Annotated in this window: 17 protein-coding genes; 6 read left to right on the top strand and 11 right to left on the bottom strand. The window is 50.6% G+C overall.

What is annotated here, in order from left to right; genetic code table 11:
- Nucleotides 1-31 precede the first annotated feature (31 nt).
- The 3 genes from OGY06_RS04065 to blr all read right to left on the bottom strand — a co-directional run bounded on the left by OGY06_RS04065 (nt 32) and on the right by blr (nt 1,195).
- Entirely contained in the window at nt 32-472 is a 441-nt protein-coding gene (locus OGY06_RS04065; RefSeq protein WP_003832803.1) for a DUF2569 domain-containing protein, read from the bottom strand.
- Nucleotides 473-563: 91 nt separating this feature from the next.
- On the bottom strand, nt 564-779 hold the full coding sequence (gene ydgT / locus OGY06_RS04060; RefSeq protein ID WP_003832804.1) for a transcription modulator YdgT: 216 nt from the start codon (nt 777-779) through the stop codon (nt 564-566).
- Between the two features lie 290 nt (nt 780-1,069).
- Nucleotides 1,070-1,195, bottom strand: a complete 126-nt coding sequence (blr, locus tag OGY06_RS04055; RefSeq protein ID WP_003029134.1) for a division septum protein Blr — start codon at nt 1,193-1,195, stop codon at nt 1,070-1,072.
- A 240-nt stretch (nt 1,196-1,435) separates the two neighbouring features.
- Between blr and OGY06_RS04050 the strand changes: the two genes are divergently transcribed.
- Nucleotides 1,436-2,476 (top strand): oxidoreductase, encoded by a 1,041-nt coding sequence (locus tag OGY06_RS04050; protein ID WP_003832806.1) that lies wholly within the window; start codon nt 1,436-1,438, stop codon nt 2,474-2,476.
- Between the two features lie 104 nt (nt 2,477-2,580).
- On the opposite strand, the gene add is transcribed toward OGY06_RS04050, so the two are convergent.
- Entirely contained in the window at nt 2,581-3,582 is a 1,002-nt protein-coding gene (gene add / locus OGY06_RS04045; protein ID WP_003832808.1) for an adenosine deaminase, read from the bottom strand.
- On the opposite strand from add, the gene OGY06_RS04040 reads away from it, so the two are divergent.
- Nucleotides 3,581-3,805 (top strand): hypothetical protein, encoded by a 225-nt coding sequence (locus tag OGY06_RS04040; RefSeq protein WP_063941553.1) that lies wholly within the window; start codon nt 3,581-3,583, stop codon nt 3,803-3,805. The genes add and OGY06_RS04040 overlap by 2 nt on opposite strands.
- A gap of 270 nt (nt 3,806-4,075) precedes the next feature.
- Entirely contained in the window at nt 4,076-4,441 is a 366-nt protein-coding gene (locus OGY06_RS04035) for a DNA breaking-rejoining protein (protein WP_286604781.1), read from the top strand.
- A 44-nt stretch (nt 4,442-4,485) separates the two neighbouring features.
- Here OGY06_RS04035 and OGY06_RS04030 read toward each other — a convergent pair whose 3' ends face one another.
- From OGY06_RS04030 to malX, 3 genes are all read right to left on the bottom strand, one after another.
- Nucleotides 4,486-5,637 (bottom strand): GGDEF domain-containing protein, encoded by a 1,152-nt coding sequence (locus OGY06_RS04030; RefSeq protein WP_267387458.1) that lies wholly within the window; start codon nt 5,635-5,637, stop codon nt 4,486-4,488.
- A gap of 394 nt (nt 5,638-6,031) precedes the next feature.
- Nucleotides 6,032-7,204 (bottom strand): MalY/PatB family protein, encoded by a 1,173-nt coding sequence (locus OGY06_RS04025; protein ID WP_267387279.1) that lies wholly within the window; start codon nt 7,202-7,204, stop codon nt 6,032-6,034.
- A gap of 10 nt (nt 7,205-7,214) precedes the next feature.
- Nucleotides 7,215-8,807, bottom strand: a complete 1,593-nt coding sequence (gene malX, locus OGY06_RS04020) for a maltose/glucose-specific PTS transporter subunit IIBC (protein WP_048226592.1) — start codon at nt 8,805-8,807, stop codon at nt 7,215-7,217.
- A 169-nt stretch (nt 8,808-8,976) separates the two neighbouring features.
- Here malX and OGY06_RS04015 point away from each other — a divergent pair, with 169 nt between their 5' ends.
- Complete coding sequence (locus OGY06_RS04015) at nt 8,977-10,005, top strand: Mal regulon transcriptional regulator MalI (protein WP_079937822.1); 1,029 nt, start codon at nt 8,977-8,979, stop codon at nt 10,003-10,005.
- A gap of 47 nt (nt 10,006-10,052) precedes the next feature.
- Here the strand turns inward: OGY06_RS04015 and OGY06_RS04010 are convergent, their stop codons facing one another.
- Nucleotides 10,053-11,561: a YdgA family protein gene (locus OGY06_RS04010; protein ID WP_267387297.1), complete on the bottom strand. Its 1,509-nt coding sequence runs from the start codon at nt 11,559-11,561 to the stop codon at nt 10,053-10,055.
- Between the two features lie 106 nt (nt 11,562-11,667).
- Entirely contained in the window at nt 11,668-12,843 is a 1,176-nt protein-coding gene (manA, locus tag OGY06_RS04005) for a mannose-6-phosphate isomerase (RefSeq protein WP_149335357.1), read from the bottom strand.
- 262 nt (nt 12,844-13,105) lie between these two features.
- On the opposite strand from manA, the gene fumB reads away from it, so the two are divergent.
- Together fumB and fumC are read left to right on the top strand one after the other, a co-directional pair.
- Complete coding sequence (gene fumB / locus OGY06_RS04000) at nt 13,106-14,752, top strand: class I fumarate hydratase (protein ID WP_003832822.1); 1,647 nt, start codon at nt 13,106-13,108, stop codon at nt 14,750-14,752.
- Between the two features lie 141 nt (nt 14,753-14,893).
- Nucleotides 14,894-16,297 carry a class II fumarate hydratase gene (fumC, locus tag OGY06_RS03995; RefSeq protein ID WP_003832824.1) on the top strand — a complete coding sequence of 468 codons (1,404 nt, stop codon included), beginning with the start codon at nt 14,894-14,896 and terminating at the stop codon, nt 16,295-16,297.
- Here the strand turns inward: fumC and tus are convergent.
- A complete protein-coding gene (tus, locus tag OGY06_RS03990; protein WP_286604773.1) occupies nt 16,294-17,223 on the bottom strand; it encodes a DNA replication terminus site-binding protein in 930 nt (309 codons plus the stop codon). The genes fumC and tus overlap by 4 nt on opposite strands.
- A gap of 73 nt (nt 17,224-17,296) precedes the next feature.
- Entirely contained in the window at nt 17,297-18,598 is a 1,302-nt protein-coding gene (rstB, locus tag OGY06_RS03985; RefSeq protein ID WP_286604771.1) for a two-component system sensor histidine kinase RstB, read from the bottom strand.
- Nucleotides 18,599-18,761: the final 163 nt, after the last annotated feature.

Here is an 18,761-nt window from a genome sequence, read left to right as displayed (position 1 = left end):
AACAGGCGACAACAGGTTAACTGTAGGGTTATTACGGGTTCACAAACGTCGATTTAACGCGCTGCGATCGTTTGAAGTAGGGCACCAACAGTGCTGCGGCCAGTAATGGGAACAGCAGTTGGCGCACGGCAAAAGCGTCTGGAACGGGTGAAAACGCAAACGCTTTAATCGCCAGCAACACGGAGATCAGCAGCCACAGAATGTAATGTTTAGGCACACAGGCTCGGCGTTTGAAAAACGCAATCGTCAGCCACAGTGTGTAATACCACATGGCGATCGCGGTAACAAAAGAGACGCCCCATAACAGCAAGTTTGCCGTACTTTGCTCACCCAGCGTTTTGAAGGTTTGCGGTGTAGCCAGCGCAGTGACATAAAGTAATAACGCCAGCGAAGCGCTCAACAACGCGACTAACAGCCAGGCCAGTGGCCCAAGTAGCCAGCCTCCGATACGTTGTGCCGGTGTGGTAGTCATCTCTTCTCCAGGTTTACGCGCGCAATCAATCATGCCATTTATTTTGGGGCAATTATTATAAAGCTTTTAACGTTGAGCGCTACTTTCTTCTTTATTGCACGTAATGCCAGACTGATTTAGGTACCTGACCAACATCAAACAGACGGCCTCCGGATATAAGCTCCGCACGGCGATGGTCTGCGGCACGGTACATATTGATGATGTCGCTATCGTCGGTGAGCGTGTAGTTTAGATGGTCGAACAGCTTTTCCAGACTTTCGAGTGAACTGATTTTGCGGAATTTTAATAAGTAATCCTGAACAGTCATAAATGCAGATCCATATTAATAAAATAATACCAACGGAGTAGAAAATATAAAAATAAACCACGTGCACAGGTAAAAGCGGATTTACGTGCAAATTTAAGAAGAGTGTTCATACCTGTGAAAAGCAGGCGCTATGCGCGTCTTTGGCAAGGGTAACGCGCTTAGCGATCGCTGGCAATATGCAGCGGAGCGGGATGCGGCATAATTCCCTTTATTTGACAGAAAGCGATCTTTTCCCGGCAAGCCCTGCAACTACCAATGTTAATTGCCGGGCAATAAAAGGCTGCGGATGCTTATTTTTTCTGCACTGCGGCAACGGGCTCTGGCGGCTGGTAATTGTCAATATGATTGGCAACACCCAGCAGGATCACGGAGACGGCGAGAACAATCCAACCTGTTAATTCAATAAGACGATTCATTACTGATGACATTTGCTTTGATTTATCCATAAACACAGGCTGCAAATGTTACTAATCTCTCATTAATACAGCAAGATGATTGGGAACGATTTCTACCTCTTTTTCGCTGCAAGTTAAGCATAAGTGGCATATGTTTGACTTAAGTTAAAAACAACCTTTGTAGCGCAAAGGTTATTAAACTATTGAGACGTTGCAAGGTATGGTGTGAAATAGGTCAGTCCTGAATTGAGAGGCAATAATATGAGTGACAACATCCGCGTTGGGCTAATTGGCTATGGTTATGCCAGCAAAACCTTCCATGCCCCCCTGATTGTGGGCACGCCGGGCCTGGAACTGGCTGCAGTTTCCAGTAGTGATGAAGCAAAAGTGAAGGCAGACTGGCCTACGGTGGCGGTTGTTGCTGAGCCTAAGCATCTTTTTAACGATCCAAATATCGACCTGATTGTGATCCCCACGCCTAACGACACGCACTTTCCGTTAGCGAAAGCTGCGCTGGAAGCGGGCAAACACGTGGTTGTTGATAAACCTTTTACCGTGACACTGTCACAAGCTCGTGAGCTGGATGCGCTGGCGCGCAGCCTCGGGCGCGTGCTGTCTGTGTTCCATAACCGTCGCTGGGACAGTGATTTTCTGACGCTGAAAGCTCTGCTGGCGGATGGTGTTTTGGGAGAGGTGGCGTATTTCGAATCCCATTTCGATCGTTTCCGCCCGCAGGTTCGTGATCGTTGGCGTGAACAGGGCGGTCCGGGAAGCGGTATCTGGTACGATTTAGCACCGCATCTTTTGGATCAGGCGATTAACCTGTTTGGTTTGCCCGTCAGCCTGACGGTAGACCTTGCCCAGCTGCGCCCGGGCGCGCAGGCGACGGATTACTTCCATGCCATCCTGACGTATCCGCAGCGTCGTGTGATCTTGCATGGCACCATGCTCGCTGCCGCAGAATCGGCCCGCTATATTGTGCACGGATCGCGTGGCAGCTATGTGAAGTATGGTCTTGACCCGCAGGAAGAGCGCCTGAAAAATGGCGAACGACTGCCACAGGAAGACTGGGGTTATGATATGCGCGATGGCGTATTGACGCGAGTAGAAGGCGAAGAGCAGGTCGAAGAAACCTGGCTTACTGTACCGGGCAACTATCCGGCGTACTATGCTGGCATTCGTGATGCGCTAAATGGTAACGGTGAAAATCCGGTACCGGCGAGACAGGCTATCCAAATTATGGAGCTGATTGAGCTGGGTCTCGAATCCGCGAAACATCGTTCGACGCTGTGCCTTGCCTGATTAGGTAAATGGCGCAAGGCGATACCTTCCTGGCATCGTATCCGGCCTACAATCAAAACCAACGTAGGCCGGATAAGCGTTAGCGCCATCCGGCACTTTACCTGTTACGCTGCGGCGACTTTCTCGCGCAAGGCTCGTTTTTCTTCGTTACTCAGGAATGCCATTTCCAGACCGTTGATTTGGGCCTGACGTATCTGTTCACGCGTTAACCCTGCCGCGGGTGCGGCAATGGTGTACTCGTGAATAATATCCACACCTTGAACAGCCGGGTCGTCCGTATTCAAACTGGCGATAACGCCATGCTCAAGGAACGTTTTCAGCGGATGGTTCGCTAGTGAGGCAACGGTGCTGGTCTGAATGTTTGATGTCAGGCAGGATTCGATGCCGATACGGTGCTCGGCGAGGTAATCCATCAACGCACGATCTTCAACGGCTTTAACGCCGTGACCAATACGCTCAGCGCCTAGCTCTTTAATGGCCTGCCAGATGCTTTCTGGTCCCGCGGCTTCGCCCGCATGAACGGTAATACGCCAGCCGGCGTCGCGAGCCTGGTTGAAATGGGACAGGAACAGGCTGCCCGGGAACCCCAGTTCGTCACCGGCAAGATCCAGTGCCGTAATATGGTCTCGGTGGGCTAACAGCGCATCCAGTTCCTGCAGGCAGGCGGCTTCGCCAAAAGTACGGCTCATAATGCCAATTAAGCGTGCTTCGACGCCAAAGGTCTTGCAACCCTCGCGTACACCTGCGATGACGGCTTCAACCACACCTGCAACCGGGAGCTGATGCGTCATCGCCATGTATCCTGGGGAAAAACGCAGTTCAACATAGTGCAAGCCGTTACGTGCGGCATCCTCAATATTTTCAAATGCCACGCGACGACACGCATCCAGCGAGGCCAGTACCTTCACGCCCCAGTCGAGCTTGGATAAAAAGCTCACTAAATCCGGCTCAGTTGATGTGACTTGCACATGAGGGATCAGCGTTTCCAACGTTTGTGCCGGAAGCGTTAAGTTGAACTGACGACCCAGATCCAGGATCGTTTGTGCACGGATGTTACCATCAAGGTGGCGATGGACGTCGGTCAGGGGGAGGGAAGTATCAATCATGGTCGCACTCGTGTATTTAGGTAAAGTGCAGGCCATTATACAACAGAAAAATGTTCCTCTAAAAACTTTAAAAAAAGCAGTGCAGAGTTCGGGGGTATGGGGAAGCAAGTATCGCCAAATTGTTGACCATGCTGTTAGCGCTCCAACAGAGTGGTGTTCCGACGGCCTGATCCTTGAGACCGTATCACGCTGCTTTTGCCTTGCGGTGGCAAGATGGGCGTAAAGTAAGCAATAACGCATTTCCTGCAGCATGTGTGTAATGAAGGGATTTTATTTTAAGATTATTTACCTCGTTTTTATATAATTACTGCCTGTCAGTGTTATTTTATTCAGATATTTATTGAGTAACATTGCTAATAGCGAAAAATGGACACTTTCCAGTTTATGAATGTGCAGCGAGGTATGTTATAAAAATACAATAACGACTGAGGGTATTAATAAAGTGAAAAGTGTAAAGCTAATTGTCAGTACAATGTTCTGTGGAAGTTTGCTGATGGCAGCTGTGCCTACGCATGCGGCGTATAAAGCGGATGAAACGCATGTAATCCAGTTTAAGAAAGGTACCAGTGGCGCAGATATCAAGGGGACAATTACGGGCGATAAAACAAAAGATTATACGTTTGTCGCCAAAAAAGGGCAGACCATGCAAGCAGTTTTGAAAAGCGCCTGGCCTCATCCTTTCATGAGTATTATTGCGCCGGGCGAACAATTCATTTTTGATGGCATGATGAGTGGTGACACTTATAAAAATACACTGCCTGCCAGCGGTAAGTATACCATCAGAATATATCAAAAAGGTGCGGCGAAGGATGAGGGGAAAACTAACGCATTCCAGCTGCACATGAAAATTACCAACTGATCATGAGGAAAAGATCGCCCTGGTGGTGATCTTTTCCTTTGCTATTAAACTTCTTCACCAGAATAGGCCACAACGCAATTACGGCCTCGGTTTTTTGCCATATACAGGGCGCGGTCTGCGCAATCAGCAAGTTGTTCAGGGGCTGAACGGTTATCAACTGAGGTTACGATACCCAGGCTGATGGTGATGATGCGTGGAAAATCACCTTTAGTCGTGGTCTGAGTTTGTTGTTCTACGTGTTTTCTGATTCGCTCTGCGATGTTAAATGCTGCATCAGCGTTAGTTTCAGGTAGCAAAATAGCAAACTCTTCTCCGCCAATACGCGCCACGATGTCGTTACGCCGACTCAGTTGCTGCATAATTTCTGACAGTTTAATTATCACTCTGTCACCCTGCAAATGTCCCCAGGTGTCATTGACCGACTTAAAGAAATCAATGTCGCAAAAGACAATGCTAAGGGGTTTATGGGTTGCTGTCATTTTAATCTCATTGCTGAGTGCGTTATAAAAATAGCCACGGTTGAAAAGTCGGGTCATCGGGTCGCGGACTGAATTTTCATAGGATAATTCATAGGCCTGACGTGAGGCTTTGTAGCGCTTGAAAATATCAGACATGAGCACGATCATCACGGCCATTGCGCTAAGGCACTCCAGGCCTCTGGCGAGATACCATCCAGCGGAGTCTATATGCGTGTACTTCAGCATAATGATGACACTTAACAGATTGCTCAGGGCAACCAGTGACATACTTACCCAAAACTGTGTTTTTAGCTGGGTTAATTTTGCCCCTAATAAAACGATACAGGTCCACAAGATAATGAGGACATAAATAAAGCTACCACGCCAGGGTCTAAGCCATTCAAACGTTTCTGTATCAACCAACTGAAACGATATTGGCGTAATACGGATGGAGTAGAGGATAGCCATTACCAGATGCAACATGCACCATAAATAAGTGGCGTAAATAACTGTTTTACCATGCTTTTCTTTTTTATTCTTAAACGTATATAAATAGTATGTTGCAAAAAACAGCCCCGTAATTAACATGTTCCTCATAAAGTATAAAACAGCAATGTCATTGTAGATGACACCAGGAAGGCCGTTTTTATAAAAATAAATATAGAGCGCAAGAAATAAGAAAACCCCCGAGAAATAAAACGCGCAGGCCAGGGGTAAAAGATATTTTTTTGCGCCGATAACTCATGTAATTCATCGTCATAAAGCACCCCGTCTGAATGTGCAATACACCAGCAAAGGTTGCAATAACCGGATAAAAAGAGAGGCTATAACGCTGATTACTAAAAGGGATATACCAAAGAAAAATGGATGTCGTTAGGGACAGGAGTAAAAAAAAGTTAAATTCTTTTTGTGAATGTTTATTTGTGTTGTATTCATGATTTTTATGTATATAAAACAGCGCTATATTCGGCTATCTTCTCAGCTTTGTATTTTGTCTTTTTGATTTTTATTGCTGTTGATTTTTACTGGCAGGAAAAGTCAGGGAGGAATTGGTACTAAAAAAACGATAGAAAACAGATTTGTTTTTTTATATTAGGAGTTGCGCAATGAGTTCTTCATTGCGCAAGACTATTTAACGTATTGTGCGGATGGCGTTAATCAACCCCTGAACGCCTTTTTCAAGTTTGGAACGTGGACATCCGGCATTGAGGCGCACAAAACCTCGTCCTTCTTCTCCGTATGTGTATCCGGGCATGATGGCGACTTTCTGCTGATGGATGAGTGCTTCCTGCAGTGCATGGTCATCAAGGTTGAGTGGACGCAAGTCAATCCATGCCAGATAGGTGGATTGCGGAACCTGCCAGTTCAGTTCGGGGAATGCGTTATTCAGCTCATGCGCGATGTAATGCAGGTTACTGACAAGGTAATCCCGCAGCGCATCAAGCCAGCTAGCGCCCTGTTGGTAGGCTGCGATATGTGCGCTAAGCGCGAGCACTGCAGGTGAGGAAAGACCATCCCGACCCTTTAACGCACTGAGGTAATCGTTGCGACTCTGCTCATCCTCAATAATCCCGTAAGCCCCGGTTAACGCCGGAATATTGAAGCTCTTTGAACCGGAGGTGAACTGCGCCCAACTGTCGCGCGCGACGTTACTCCACGGGATGTGCGGCTGGTCTGCCCATACCATATCCATATGGATCTCATCAGAAATGACTTTTACACCGTGGCGCTGACACAGTTCCGCCATGGTTTCCAGTTCATCGCGCGTCCACACCTTACCGGTTGGGTTGTGCGGACTGCAAAGCAGAAGAATTTTACTTTCAGGCCGGGAGAGCGCTTTTTCCAGCGCAACCATGTCGCAAACCCAGCCGTCAGCGCGCTTTTCAAGTCCGACAGCGCATACCTGGCGCTGATTACCTTCAATCGCTTTGTAAAACGCGTCGTACGCCGGTGTATGAATTACCACCGCATCACCCGCAGAAGACCACTGGCGGATCAGCTCCGACACCATATAGATGACCGAGGGGCCATAAACCAGCGACTGAGGGTCGATTTGGGTATTATGACGCGTAAGAAACCAATGACTAATTGCCGCCAGAAATTCATCATTTTTCCAGCGGCTGTAACCCAGCACGCCATGTGACAGGCGCTGAGTCAGCGCCTCCAGAATGCAAGGTGCGGTGGCAAAATCCATATCGGAGATGGTGAACGGCAGCAGGTCGGCTGAACCAAAACGGTCGGCAACGTAATCCCACTGGGTACACCAGGTACCGTGCCTGTCCACCACCTTTGAAAAATCAAACATACTGTTGTCCTTATGCCTGTACGGTGTTCATCAGAACGGCGATCTCGTCTTTCACTGACTGGACCTGCGGACCAATAACGACCTGAAGGTTATGCTGATTGAGTTGTACTACGCCAATGGCGCGATTGTCCTTCAGCGCTTGTACGTTAACAAGCGACATATCTTTCACTGACAAGCGCAGACGGGTAATGCAGTTATCCAGGCTGACAATGTTTTCCGCACCGCCCAGCGCCGCCAGAATGGCAGGGACGTTGTAACCGGATTTACCCGGTGCACCCGCCATGACTTTTTCGATATTGCTGGCAATTTCGACGTCACGACCCGGGGTCTTCAGATTGAAACGTGTGATGGCGAAACGGAAGATCACGTAGTACACCGCGAACCAGATCGCCGCCACAACAGGGACCAGATACCACTTGGTTGAGAGCCCGTGCAGGATGCCGAACACCACAAAGTCAATCAGGTTACCGTCCGTGTTACCGATGGTGACGCCAAGCACCGCCATCACGGTGAAACCAAGACCGGTCAGCAGGGCGTGGATCACATACAGAACTGGGGCAACGAACAGGAATAAGAACTCAAGGGGTTCTGTTGTACCGCCGATCACGCAGGCAATGAGGCCAGAAATTAATAACCCTTTAATTTTATGACGATTTTCAGGGCGAGCACAGTGGTACATCGCGAGCGCTGCCCCCGGCAAACCACCGAGGAACGCTGGCATTTTACCCTGCGACAGGAAGCGGGTTGCGCTTTCAGAGAAACCTTGTGTTGTCGGGCAGCTCAGTTGAGCCTGGAAAATAGTCAGTGCGCCGCTTACGCTGTGACCGCAGACTTCCTGCGTGCCGCCAGCTTCGGTGAAGCGAATGAGCGCCACCAGAATATGATGCAGACCAAACGGCAGCAGCAGACGTTCACCGGTACCAAACAGCATTGGACCAAATTCACCCGCGCTGTTGATGATGTGGCCGAGCCCGTTAATGCCCATGGCGAAAACCGGCCAAACCAGGGGAATGACCAGGCCGACCAGTCCCATCACCACCGAAGAGATAATTGGCACAAAGCGGGTACCGCCGAAGAAGGCCAGTGCATCCGGCAGGCGGATGTTGTGGAAACGTTCATGCAGCATCCAGACGATGATCCCGGCAATTACAGCGCCGAGGATCCCGGTGTCGATCGACTGGATCCCCAGGATATTCTGCACGTTGTTGGCCTTCAGGATCGCGGCATCTGTGGTAGGTAAGATACCTTTCGCAGTTAACCAGAAGTTGACGGCAAGGTTCATCACCGCATAACCAACAAAACCGGCAAATGCCGCTACGCCTTTGTTCTCGCGAGCCAGGCCGAGAGGTATGGCAATACAGAACATCACAGGTAAGAAGCTAAACGCAAATGAGCCTACTTTGCTCATCCAGGTAAAAATAGCCTGCAGTACCGGATTACCCAATGCCGGGATCAGCGTTAAGACATCATGACTACTTAACGAGCTGCCGATCCCTAACATGATCCCGCAGAATGAGAGCAGAGCCACGGGCAGCATAAAGGTTTTGCCCAACTGCTGGAAAAATTCCCATAACGTAATTTTTGGTGTGGTTCTCGTCGTCATCAAACGACTCCTCGTAAAAGCTAGCTGACTAATGATGGCGAGAAGATAAAACGTTTTACCTAATTTTAGTGCGGTACAAATCACATTATCGAACGATAATAGAGCGTATAAATATAAGTGATTGATAAAACGTTTTATCCGTCACGTTATCAGGGAGTTTTCCGTTTTTATGGCTATAGCCAAAAAAATAACTATCCATGATGTTGCGCTGGCCGCGGGCGTTTCGGTTAGTACCGTCTCATTGGTGCTTAGTGGAAAAGGCCGTATTTCATCCGCGACCGGCGAACGGGTGAATGCCGCTATTGAGCAACTGGGGTTTGTGCGTAATCGCCAGGCATCAGCGCTGCGTGGTGGGCAGAGCGGGGTAATTGGTTTGATCGTGCGCGACCTTTCCACCCCGTTTTACGCCGAGTTGACGGCGGGTCTGACGGAAGCATTAGAAGCACAGGGGCGCATGGTATTTTTATTACATGGCGGCAAAGATGGCGAACAGCTGGCGCAGCGTTTCGCTATGCTGCTTAATCAAGGGGTTGATGGTGTGGTGATCGCCGGAGCTGCCGGCAGTAGCGACGACCTGCAACAACTTGCCGCCGATAAGGGGATTCCGGTGGTGTTTGCGTCTCGGGCCAGCTACCTGGATGACGTTGACACCGTCAGGCCTGACAACATGCAGGCAGCGCAATTGCTGGTTGAACATCTGATACGCCATGGGCATCAGCGCATCGCGTGGTTGGGGGGGCAGAGTTCTTCATTGACTCGCGCGGAGCGTGTCGGCGGCTATTGTACGACGTTGCTAAAGTATGGTTTACCGTTTCATAGCGACTGGGTGCTGGAGTGTTCATCCAGCCAAAAGCAGGCCGCAGAAGAGGTGACTGCGCTGTTACGTCGTAACCCAACGATCAGCGCAGTGGTATGCTACAACGAAACCATAGCCGCTGGTGCCTGGTTTGGCCTGATGAGAGCAGGGCGTCAGAGTGGTGAAATTGGCGTAGATCGCTACTTCGAACAGCAGATCTCGTTAGCAGGATTTGCCGATGTAGCGGAAAATGCACTGGACGATATCCCCATTATTTGGGCCTGCACGCCCGCGCGTGAAATGGGATATACCCTTGCTGAGCGCATGCTACAGCGCATTGGGCACGATGATGGTCACTCGCGTAACTTAACGCTTTCCGCCCGTCTGGTGGTGGCAAAATAAAAAAGGCCCGATAAACACACGGTTATCGGGCCTGTTATCACGCGTATTTACTGTTGCGGAATAGCCGGGGCATCCGGTTCGCCTAGAGAAGGCATACCAAACATGCCAACAAACTCATCCAGCGACATTTTTTGTCCGTTTAACGTAACCTGGCCGTTTGCGTATTGCAGGCTGGAGCCAATGACGTTGTCCTGCATCGTTGTAATACGGAACATCTGACCCATTGCCGCCAGGCCATTCACCTGTTGTTTCGCCAGTTCGGCCGCTTGTTCCTGCTGATACCCTTCAATTTTGGCAATCTGCGTCATGAACTCAGTCGCCATATCAACCGGAATCGTCAGCTTAGCATCCAGTGATTTGACCGAACGATCCACTTCCTGAGCCAGCGTTTGTGGTTCCTCAGTATTTGCTGTCGGATCTTTTAGCAGCAGTGACAAATTAAATGCGGTTTCACCTTTTGCATTTTTCCAGCTCAGCGGGGCAATGGTGATAACCGGCTCGCCTTTCATCAGAATCGGCAGTGCATTGAAGAAGGCTTCAGTGACTTTTTGCTGATAAAGCTCAGGATTTTGTACCACATCAATCTGCGCCATCAGCGCCTTGGTTTGGGCGCTATACTGCTGACTGAATTGGTGTAGTGCTTCACCGTCAATCTGGCCAACTTTCAGCGTCAGTTTACCGCTACCCATGTCCTGCCCCTGTAATTTCAGGCTGTTCAGCGTGTAATCCAGCTGGCTGTTGACAGTTTTACCCTCGTTGATCAGATCGGATTTACCATCAATACCCATGCCTTCCAGAACCGCTAACTCTTTACCTTCGACGGAAATCGACAGTTTATCGAGTGACAATTTCTGGTCGCCGATGCGCTCACCAAAGCTGGCAATACTGCTGGAACCCTCAGTTTTCAGGTTATTGAAAGTCATCTGTACTTTCTGGTCATACTCGTTGACCGCATTGACCACGCCGCTTTGCGCATTGCCTGTCAGCGAGACAGCGTTACCTTCTTTGTCTGCTGTAAACTGGAATTCCCCGCCGCTGAAGGCTACTTTTTCGTCGCCTTTCTCATAGTTCAGTGGTTTAAGGGAGAGATCGGAACGGGTATCGCCGCTGTAGCCGATACGGGAGTTAATGACAAATGGCGACTCACCTTTGGCAATATCAAACAGCGGTTTGGTAACGTCGTTATTGACCAGCATCGTTCTCACGGAGGCCATAGCCGGGACCAGATTAAGTGATTTCAGTTGTGCCAGCGGGAATGGACCGTGATCGACGGTTTCATTCAGGACGATACTTTGCCCCGGTTTTAGCCAGGAATCTGCCTGCCCGGCGATTGGTTTCACCACCAATTGCAGTTGGCTATTGAACACCCCGCGCTGGTAGTTTTGATAACTCAGTTCAATGCCCGCCTCAGGGGAGAAACGTTTTAACTGATCGTTTGCCTGTGTCACCATCTCGGCGAGATGCGTTTCAAGTTTCTTACCTGTGTACCAGGCGCCGCCCGTCCAGACGATACCCAGCGCAACCACCACACCCGCAGCTACCAGCGATTTTTTCATTTCGATATCCATAAAATAAAACCAGGCGTTTGAAGACGCCTGGAGGAGTGACATGTCTTTAACTCACTACAGCTTAGCAAGAGTTGTTAAAAATATCAGTATCTTGCTATAGCTTGTTATAAACCCGTGCTAAACGACCTGCGCCACTGATGTTAACCGGCGATTCATTCGCGCCAATAAAGGCCGATTCACCCGGTCGCAGAACCAGACGTTGCTCGCCTTTGCTCAGCACGGCTTCACCCTCGATGCAGAACAAAATGGCCGCACTTTGCTGGCTGATATCTGCGCCACTGGTAGTAAGCTCATGCAGCGAGAACGCAAAATCGTCAACCGGGATCGGGAAGTCCAGTTCACCATCAGATTCAACCGGCGTGGTCAGTAACTGGTTTGCTGGCTTGGCGACAAACTTCACGTTGGCGACCAGTTCCGGAATATCAATATATTTTGGCGTCAGTCCGGCGCGCAGCACGTTGTCCGAGTTAGCCATCACCTCAAGTGCCACTCCTTGCAGGTAAGCGTGCGGGGTTTCGGCAAATAAGAACATAGCCTCGCCTGGATTGAGTTTCACCACATTGAGCAGCAGCGGGGAGAAGAGCCCACTGTCGTTCGGGTAGACGTCAGCGATCAGACGGATGGTTTGCCAGGGTTCACCCTGCTGGCTGTTCAGCGCCGATTTCAGGATCGCCAACGCATGGGATTTCTCCTCATCCTGCATATTCAGCAAGCTGGCGAAAAGATAGCTCAGACGTTCCGCACTCGGCTCTTCCAGGAAATGCGCAATAGCCGGATGTGCGGCGGAAACGGGTTGTAACAATGCAACAATTTCAGAGAACTCGCGGAATGCGTTCATCGCCAGGAAAGGCGTCAAAGCAAATACCAGTTCTGGTTTGTGATTAGGATCTTTGTAGTTGCGCTCGGCCGCATCCATCGGGATCCCTGCGGCGTTTTCTTTGGCAAATCCAATTTCAGAGTTGTGCTTGTTAGGATGAACCTGAATCGAAAGCGGTTGAGCAGCGCAGAGCACTTTAAACAGGAAGGGCAGTTCACCAAAACGTTGTGCAACGGTATCGCCCAGCAGTGCGGATTTATCGTGCTCGATAACGTCGCGCAGAGCAACCGTCTGACCGTCAGCGCCGAGAACCTGCGAACTGCTTTTCGGATGCGCACCCATCCACAGCTCAGCCATCGGTTGCTGAGTGGGGTTGGCAATGCCATAGAGTTCCGTTAACGCCGTTTTACTTCCCCAGGCGTAGTTCTGCACTGAGTTGATGAGTTTTTGCATTATCAAGCCCTGTTTCAATGTTGAATTTTCTACGGCTATTAAACCAAGAAACCCTGAGGGAAGTAACCTGCACATGTAAAAAGTCGTACTTGTCTCAGTTTTTGTTAAAAAAATGTGTAGGATATGGTGACTCGCTTTTAATACCCTGAGTAATTCCGGTTGCAGAAAGCACTTCCTTCTACAACCGGATCTGCGGCAGGGAAGCAGGGCAATGGAACATCTGCCCAGAGAATAACCAGACCGAGCAGTAAGTGAGAGTACAATGTCAAACAAACCCTTTCATTATCAGCATCCTTTCCCTCTCAAAAAGGATGATACCGAATACTATCTGCTGACCAGCGACTATGTCTCTGTTGCCGAATTTGAAGGGCAGGAGATTGTTAAAGTTGCACCGCAAGCCTTAACCCTGTTGGCTCGTCAGGCCTTTCATGATGCGTCGTTTATGCTGCGTCCCGCACATCAACAGCAGGTAGCCGATATTCTGCGCGACCCGGAAGCCAGCGAAAACGACAAGTATGTGGCTCTGCAATTTCTGCGTAACTCTGACATCGCGGCAAAAGGCATTTTGCCGACCTGTCAGGACACCGGAACCGCGATTATTGTGGGTAAAAAAGGTCAGCGTGTCTGGACCGGAGGGGGCGATGAGGAGGCGCTGGCTCGTGGTGTGTATAACACCTATATCGAAGACAACCTGCGCTATTCACAAAACGCCGCGCTGGATATGTATAAAGAGGTGAACACCGGCACCAACCTGCCAGCACAAATCGATTTGTATACCGTCGACGGCGATGAATACAAATTCCTGTGCATTGCCAAAGGCGGTGGTTCGGCGAACAAAACCTATCTGTACCAGGAAACCAAAGCGCTGCTCACGCCGGGCAAATTAAAAAATTACCTGGTTGAGAAGATGCGTACGTTGGGCACTGCGGCTTGTCCGCCGTATCACATTGCGTTTGTGATCGGCGGAACGTCAGCGGAAGCCACGCTGAAAACGGTCAAACTGGCTTCTGCAAAATACTACGACGAACTGCCGACAGAAGGTAACGAACATGGTCAGGCATTCCGCGATGTAGAGCTGGAAAAAGAGCTGCTGATTGAGGCGCAGAATTTGGGACTGGGCGCGCAGTTTGGCGGGAAGTATTTCGCGCATGATATCCGCGTGATCCGCCTGCCGCGTCACGGCGCGTCATGTCCGGTTGGTATGGGTGTTTCTTGCTCAGCCGATCGAAATATCAAAGCCAAGATCAACCGTGAAGGTATCTGGATCGAAAAACTGGAACATAATCCTGGCAAATTTATACCGGAAGAGCTGCGCCAGGCGGGAGAGGGCGAAGCGGTACGCGTTGACCTCAATCGTCCGATGAAAGAGATCCTGGCTCAGCTTTCCCAGTATCCGGTTTCCACGCGACTGTCGCTCAACGGTACAATTATCGTTGGCCGTGATATTGCGCATGCGAAACTGAAAGAACGTCTGGATAACGGCGAAAGTTTGCCGCAGTATGTTAAAGATCACCCGATCTATTACGCAGGTCCGGCAAAAACGCCGGAAGGCTATGCTTCGGGTTCGCTGGGGCCAACCACGGCCGGGCGTATGGACTCGTATGTTGACCAGCTTCAGGCTGCTGGTGGAAGCATGATCATGCTGGCGAAAGGCAACCGCAGCCAGCAGGTGACCGATGCCTGCCATAAGCATGGCGGCTTCTATTTAGGCAGTATTGGCGGCCCCGCCGCGGTGCTGGCCCAGGGCAGTATCAAGAGTCTGGAGTGCGTGGAATACCCGGAACTCGGGATGGAAGCCATCTGGAAAATTGAAGTGGAAGATTTCCCTGCGTTTATCCTGGTGGATGACAAAGGCAACGATTTCTTCAAGCAAATTCAGACGTCGCAGTGCGCACGCTGCGTTAAGTAACGTCAGCCGCCCTTCGGGGCGGTTTTTTTTACCGCACGAACCACCAAACGACAGCTTTAACCTCGTTAATACTCATAAGACCAATGCAAATGGGCAATGTCGAAACATAACCTAATCAACTGTTAATGTAAGGAGCAGGTAATGGTAACGGTACGCCGCGAGAATGATTCAATGGGGGCGATTGATGTTCCTGCCGATAAGCTTTGGGGCGCGCAAACCCAACGTTCACTGGAGCATTTTCGTATCTCAACGGAGAAAATGCCGGTCTCGTTGATCCATGCGCTGGCGCTGACGAAACGCGCTGCGGCAAAGGTTAACCAGGATCTGGGGCTGCTGGCGGAGGATAAAGCCAGGGCTATTATGCAGGCTGCAGATGAAGTGTTGGCAGATAAACACCGCGATGAGTTTCCGCTGGCCATCTGGCAAACTGGGTCCGGCACGCAAAGCAATATGAACATGAACGAGGTGCTGGCAAACCGGGCCAGCGAGTTGCTGGGCGGTGAGCGGGGAATGGAGCGGAAAGTACACCCCAACGATGATGTCAATAAAAGCCAAAGCTCGAACGATGTCTTCCCGACGGCAATGCACGTTGCCGCACTGCTGGCGCTGCGTAAATCTTTGATCCCACAATTAAATGTGTTGACCAAAACGCTCAGTGATAAGTCCCACGCTTTCGCCGATATCGTTAAAATTGGTCGTACACATCTGCAAGATGCAACTCCACTTACGCTTGGCCAGGAGATTTCCGGCTGGGTAGCAATGCTTGAACATAACCTCAGACACATTGAAAACAGTTTACCGCATGTGGCAGAACTGGCGTTGGGGGGAACCGCGGTAGGTACAGGACTGAACACTCATCCCGAATACGCCCGCCGGGTCGCGGATGAACTGCGGGTCATTACCTGCGCGCCGTTCGTTACCGCTCCGAATAAATTTGAAGCGCTGGCCACCTGCGATGCGCTGGTTCATGCCCACGGAGCGCTAAAAGGGCTGGCAGCATCGCTGATGAAAATCGCCAACGATGTACGCTGGCTGGCATCTGGCCCGCGCTGTGGTATTGGCGAAATTTCAATTCCGGAAAACGAACCGGGCAGCTCGATCATGCCGGGTAAAGTCAATCCTACCCAGTGTGAAGCGCTGACTATGCTTTGCTGCCAGGTGATGGGCAACGATGTCGCCATCAATATGGGCGGGGCGTCAGGTAACTTTGAGCTCAACGTCTATCGACCGATGGTCATCCACAACTTCCTGCAGTCGGTACGCCTGCTGGCGGACGGTATGGAAAGCTTCAATGAACATTGTGCGACGGGAATCGAGCCCAACCGTGAACGAATAGATCAACTGCTCAATGAGTCGCTGATGCTGGTGACCGCGCTCAACACCCATATCGGTTACGATAAAGCGGCTGAAATTGCCAAAAAAGCGCATAAAGAAGGGCTGACGCTAAAAGCCTCCGCTCTGGCGCTGGGATATCTAACCGAAGCGGAGTTCGACAGCTGGGTACGTCCGGAGCTGATGGTTGGCAGCATGCGGCCAGGCAGTTAATCCGCAACGTACAGGTGCAGCCGGGGAATAATCAATCTCAACGGCTGCGCCTGAGGTTTAAAGCGATGCTGAACGTTTTCGGCATCGTAATTCAGTAACTCGCCGATATCCGGTACGGTCATACCGTTGTCGTTATTAAGCAAAGCAATCAGCGGTGTCGGGCAGGCATATTGCACCTGTTTTTGCTCTCCTTTGTACCAGACGCGGGCAATAGGCTGCACTTTTACCGGCCTTTTGATCTTCAGGCGGGCCTGCTGCGGTAAGGCGGCGATATCCTGATATTCGCGTTCAAGCTTCTGCTGCCATTCTTCACGAGTCCAGGGATGTACGCTGCGCGGTGAGGTCAGGCTTTTTTCCAGTTGCTGCAGTACTTCATCGCGTTTCAGGTTTTTAATAATGTGCTTGTTAGCCCAGCCGAACCTGAGGGTGGCAGGATCTCTGACAACGGTGAGCGTGCGATAGGCATTCAGTGTAATCAGCCCCGGCAGGTGGCGATGCACCCATTCGAAACGTGCTGTCGGCGCCAGCCCTGATTCTACTGTAACAATGCGCTCGAAGGTGGTTTTCAACTGGTTTATACGCTGGATTTGTTCTTCCAGAGCACATTGCGCTGCATTATCAACCTGGTAGCACAATACACCCGGTAGGCGGACGGCCGCTTTGCTGCTGCGGTTTTCGGACTGCTGCTGAATAAACAGGTGACGGTAATGACGCAATGCCAGCGCTTCAGCCTCTTTGCCTAAGTGCTGCTTAACATCAATGTTTTGCAGAGGGGCATGCTCTGCCTCTTTGACCACTTCCGGTAACGAGAATACGCGGGCAATAAGCAGCTTCTGCTGCAACAGGTTTTCGTTCAGAAGCGCCAGTTCTTGTTCCATCTGGCGAAAGGTGCCGTTCAGGCGGTCAACGAGATCGTAACGGGCCATAGGTTTACCATTTTAGTTACAACATACTTTTTTATAACACAACATCCATCGCCTGACCACCGAGCAGAATAGGTCAGGCAGGTGAAAGTTCAGGAATGTTATGCCAGACGGGCCAACGGAAAGTAAAACGGGCACCGCCAAGTTCACTTTCACCACAGACGACCGTCCCTCCCATAGCCAACGCTATTGAGTGGACGATGGCTAACCCAAGCCCACAACCCCCGGTCGCCCGATCGCGGCTGGGATCAAGGCGTACAAACGGTTCAAAAACCTGTTCACGTGCGTCTGGTGCAATACCGGGACCGTCGTCTTCCACTACCAGCGTGGCTTGATTGCCACTCAGCAGCAGACTGGCTTGCACTGTAGACTGGCAATAGCGTAGGGCATTGTTCAGCAAATTATCCAGGACCCGCTCCATCAGGCGCATATCCAACGCGCCGTAGTCGCCAGTTTCGAGATGACGTAATTGCACCACACGGTCAGGATTCACGCTTTGCACATCCTTCAGATGGGTGGTTAACCAAGCAGGTAGGTCCGGTACGCTGAGTTTCAGTTCATTTTGCGGGCGATCCAAGCGGGCGTAGGTCAGTAACTCTTCGATCAACGCTTCCAGTTGGCCGATATCACGATTCAGAGCCTGAGATTCCTGCTCGGTGAGGTTATCACTCATTTCCAGCCGGTAACGTAAACGTACCAGCGGGGTACGAAGCTCATGGGCAATACCATCGATGAGCTGTTTTTTACTGGCGATCAGCGCATTGATATTGTCGGCCATTTGATTAAACGCTACGCCCAGGCGCTCAAAGCTGGAACCACTGTCAAAATGAAGGCGTTCACTCAGATGTCCTTCACCAAAACGCTGTGCGGCGGATTCGAGTCTGAGCATTTCCTGCCAGTGCGGGCGCATCCAGATCAGTACCGGGAAGGCCAGTGAGATAGCAATAAACGCCATCAGCGCGATGTCCAGCAAGCGCATTTGATGAAGAAAATAGAGATAAGGAACCGGGCCGACGGCTAGCACGTAATGGCTGCGAGGAATGCGTTGAATAAAGGTGTATTGATCGTCAAGTGCAACAATATCGCCTTCGCGCAAACGCTGCATGGTTGGGGCATCCAGTGTGTACTTATTCAGCGGTTCAACGCGAAGGTCAAATGAGAGGTTTAAATCCATCTCCTTCAGCGTCTTACCCCAGTCGCGTGGCGGGATTTCGCGTAGTTCACTGCGCATCAGGTACAACGAGCTTTTCATCAAATCGTCGAGCGACTGTCTGCCTGCGCGTTCTGCGGTGAATTTGTATACCAGACCGACCAACAGGGTCATCACCAAAAAGCAGACAAACAGCAGGAGGTAAAACTGCACAAACAGTTTCTTCATAAAAAATCACCGAATGCTCAATAAGTTAGCGAGTGCACGTGTCCCTCAGGGGAAAAGTGGGCACAGCAGTATCCGCCGATGCGTGGGTTCAGAAAGGTTCTCCGATCACCATCCGGCGTGCTTGTCCACGCAGAGTACACTGTATATCTCTTTTCTGCATTCT

The sequence above is a fragment of the Citrobacter sp. Cpo147 genome, assembly GCF_030332405.1.
GTDB lineage: Bacteria > Pseudomonadota > Gammaproteobacteria > Enterobacterales > Enterobacteriaceae > Citrobacter > Citrobacter portucalensis.
This window is presented reverse-complemented; position numbering and strand designations above follow the sequence as displayed.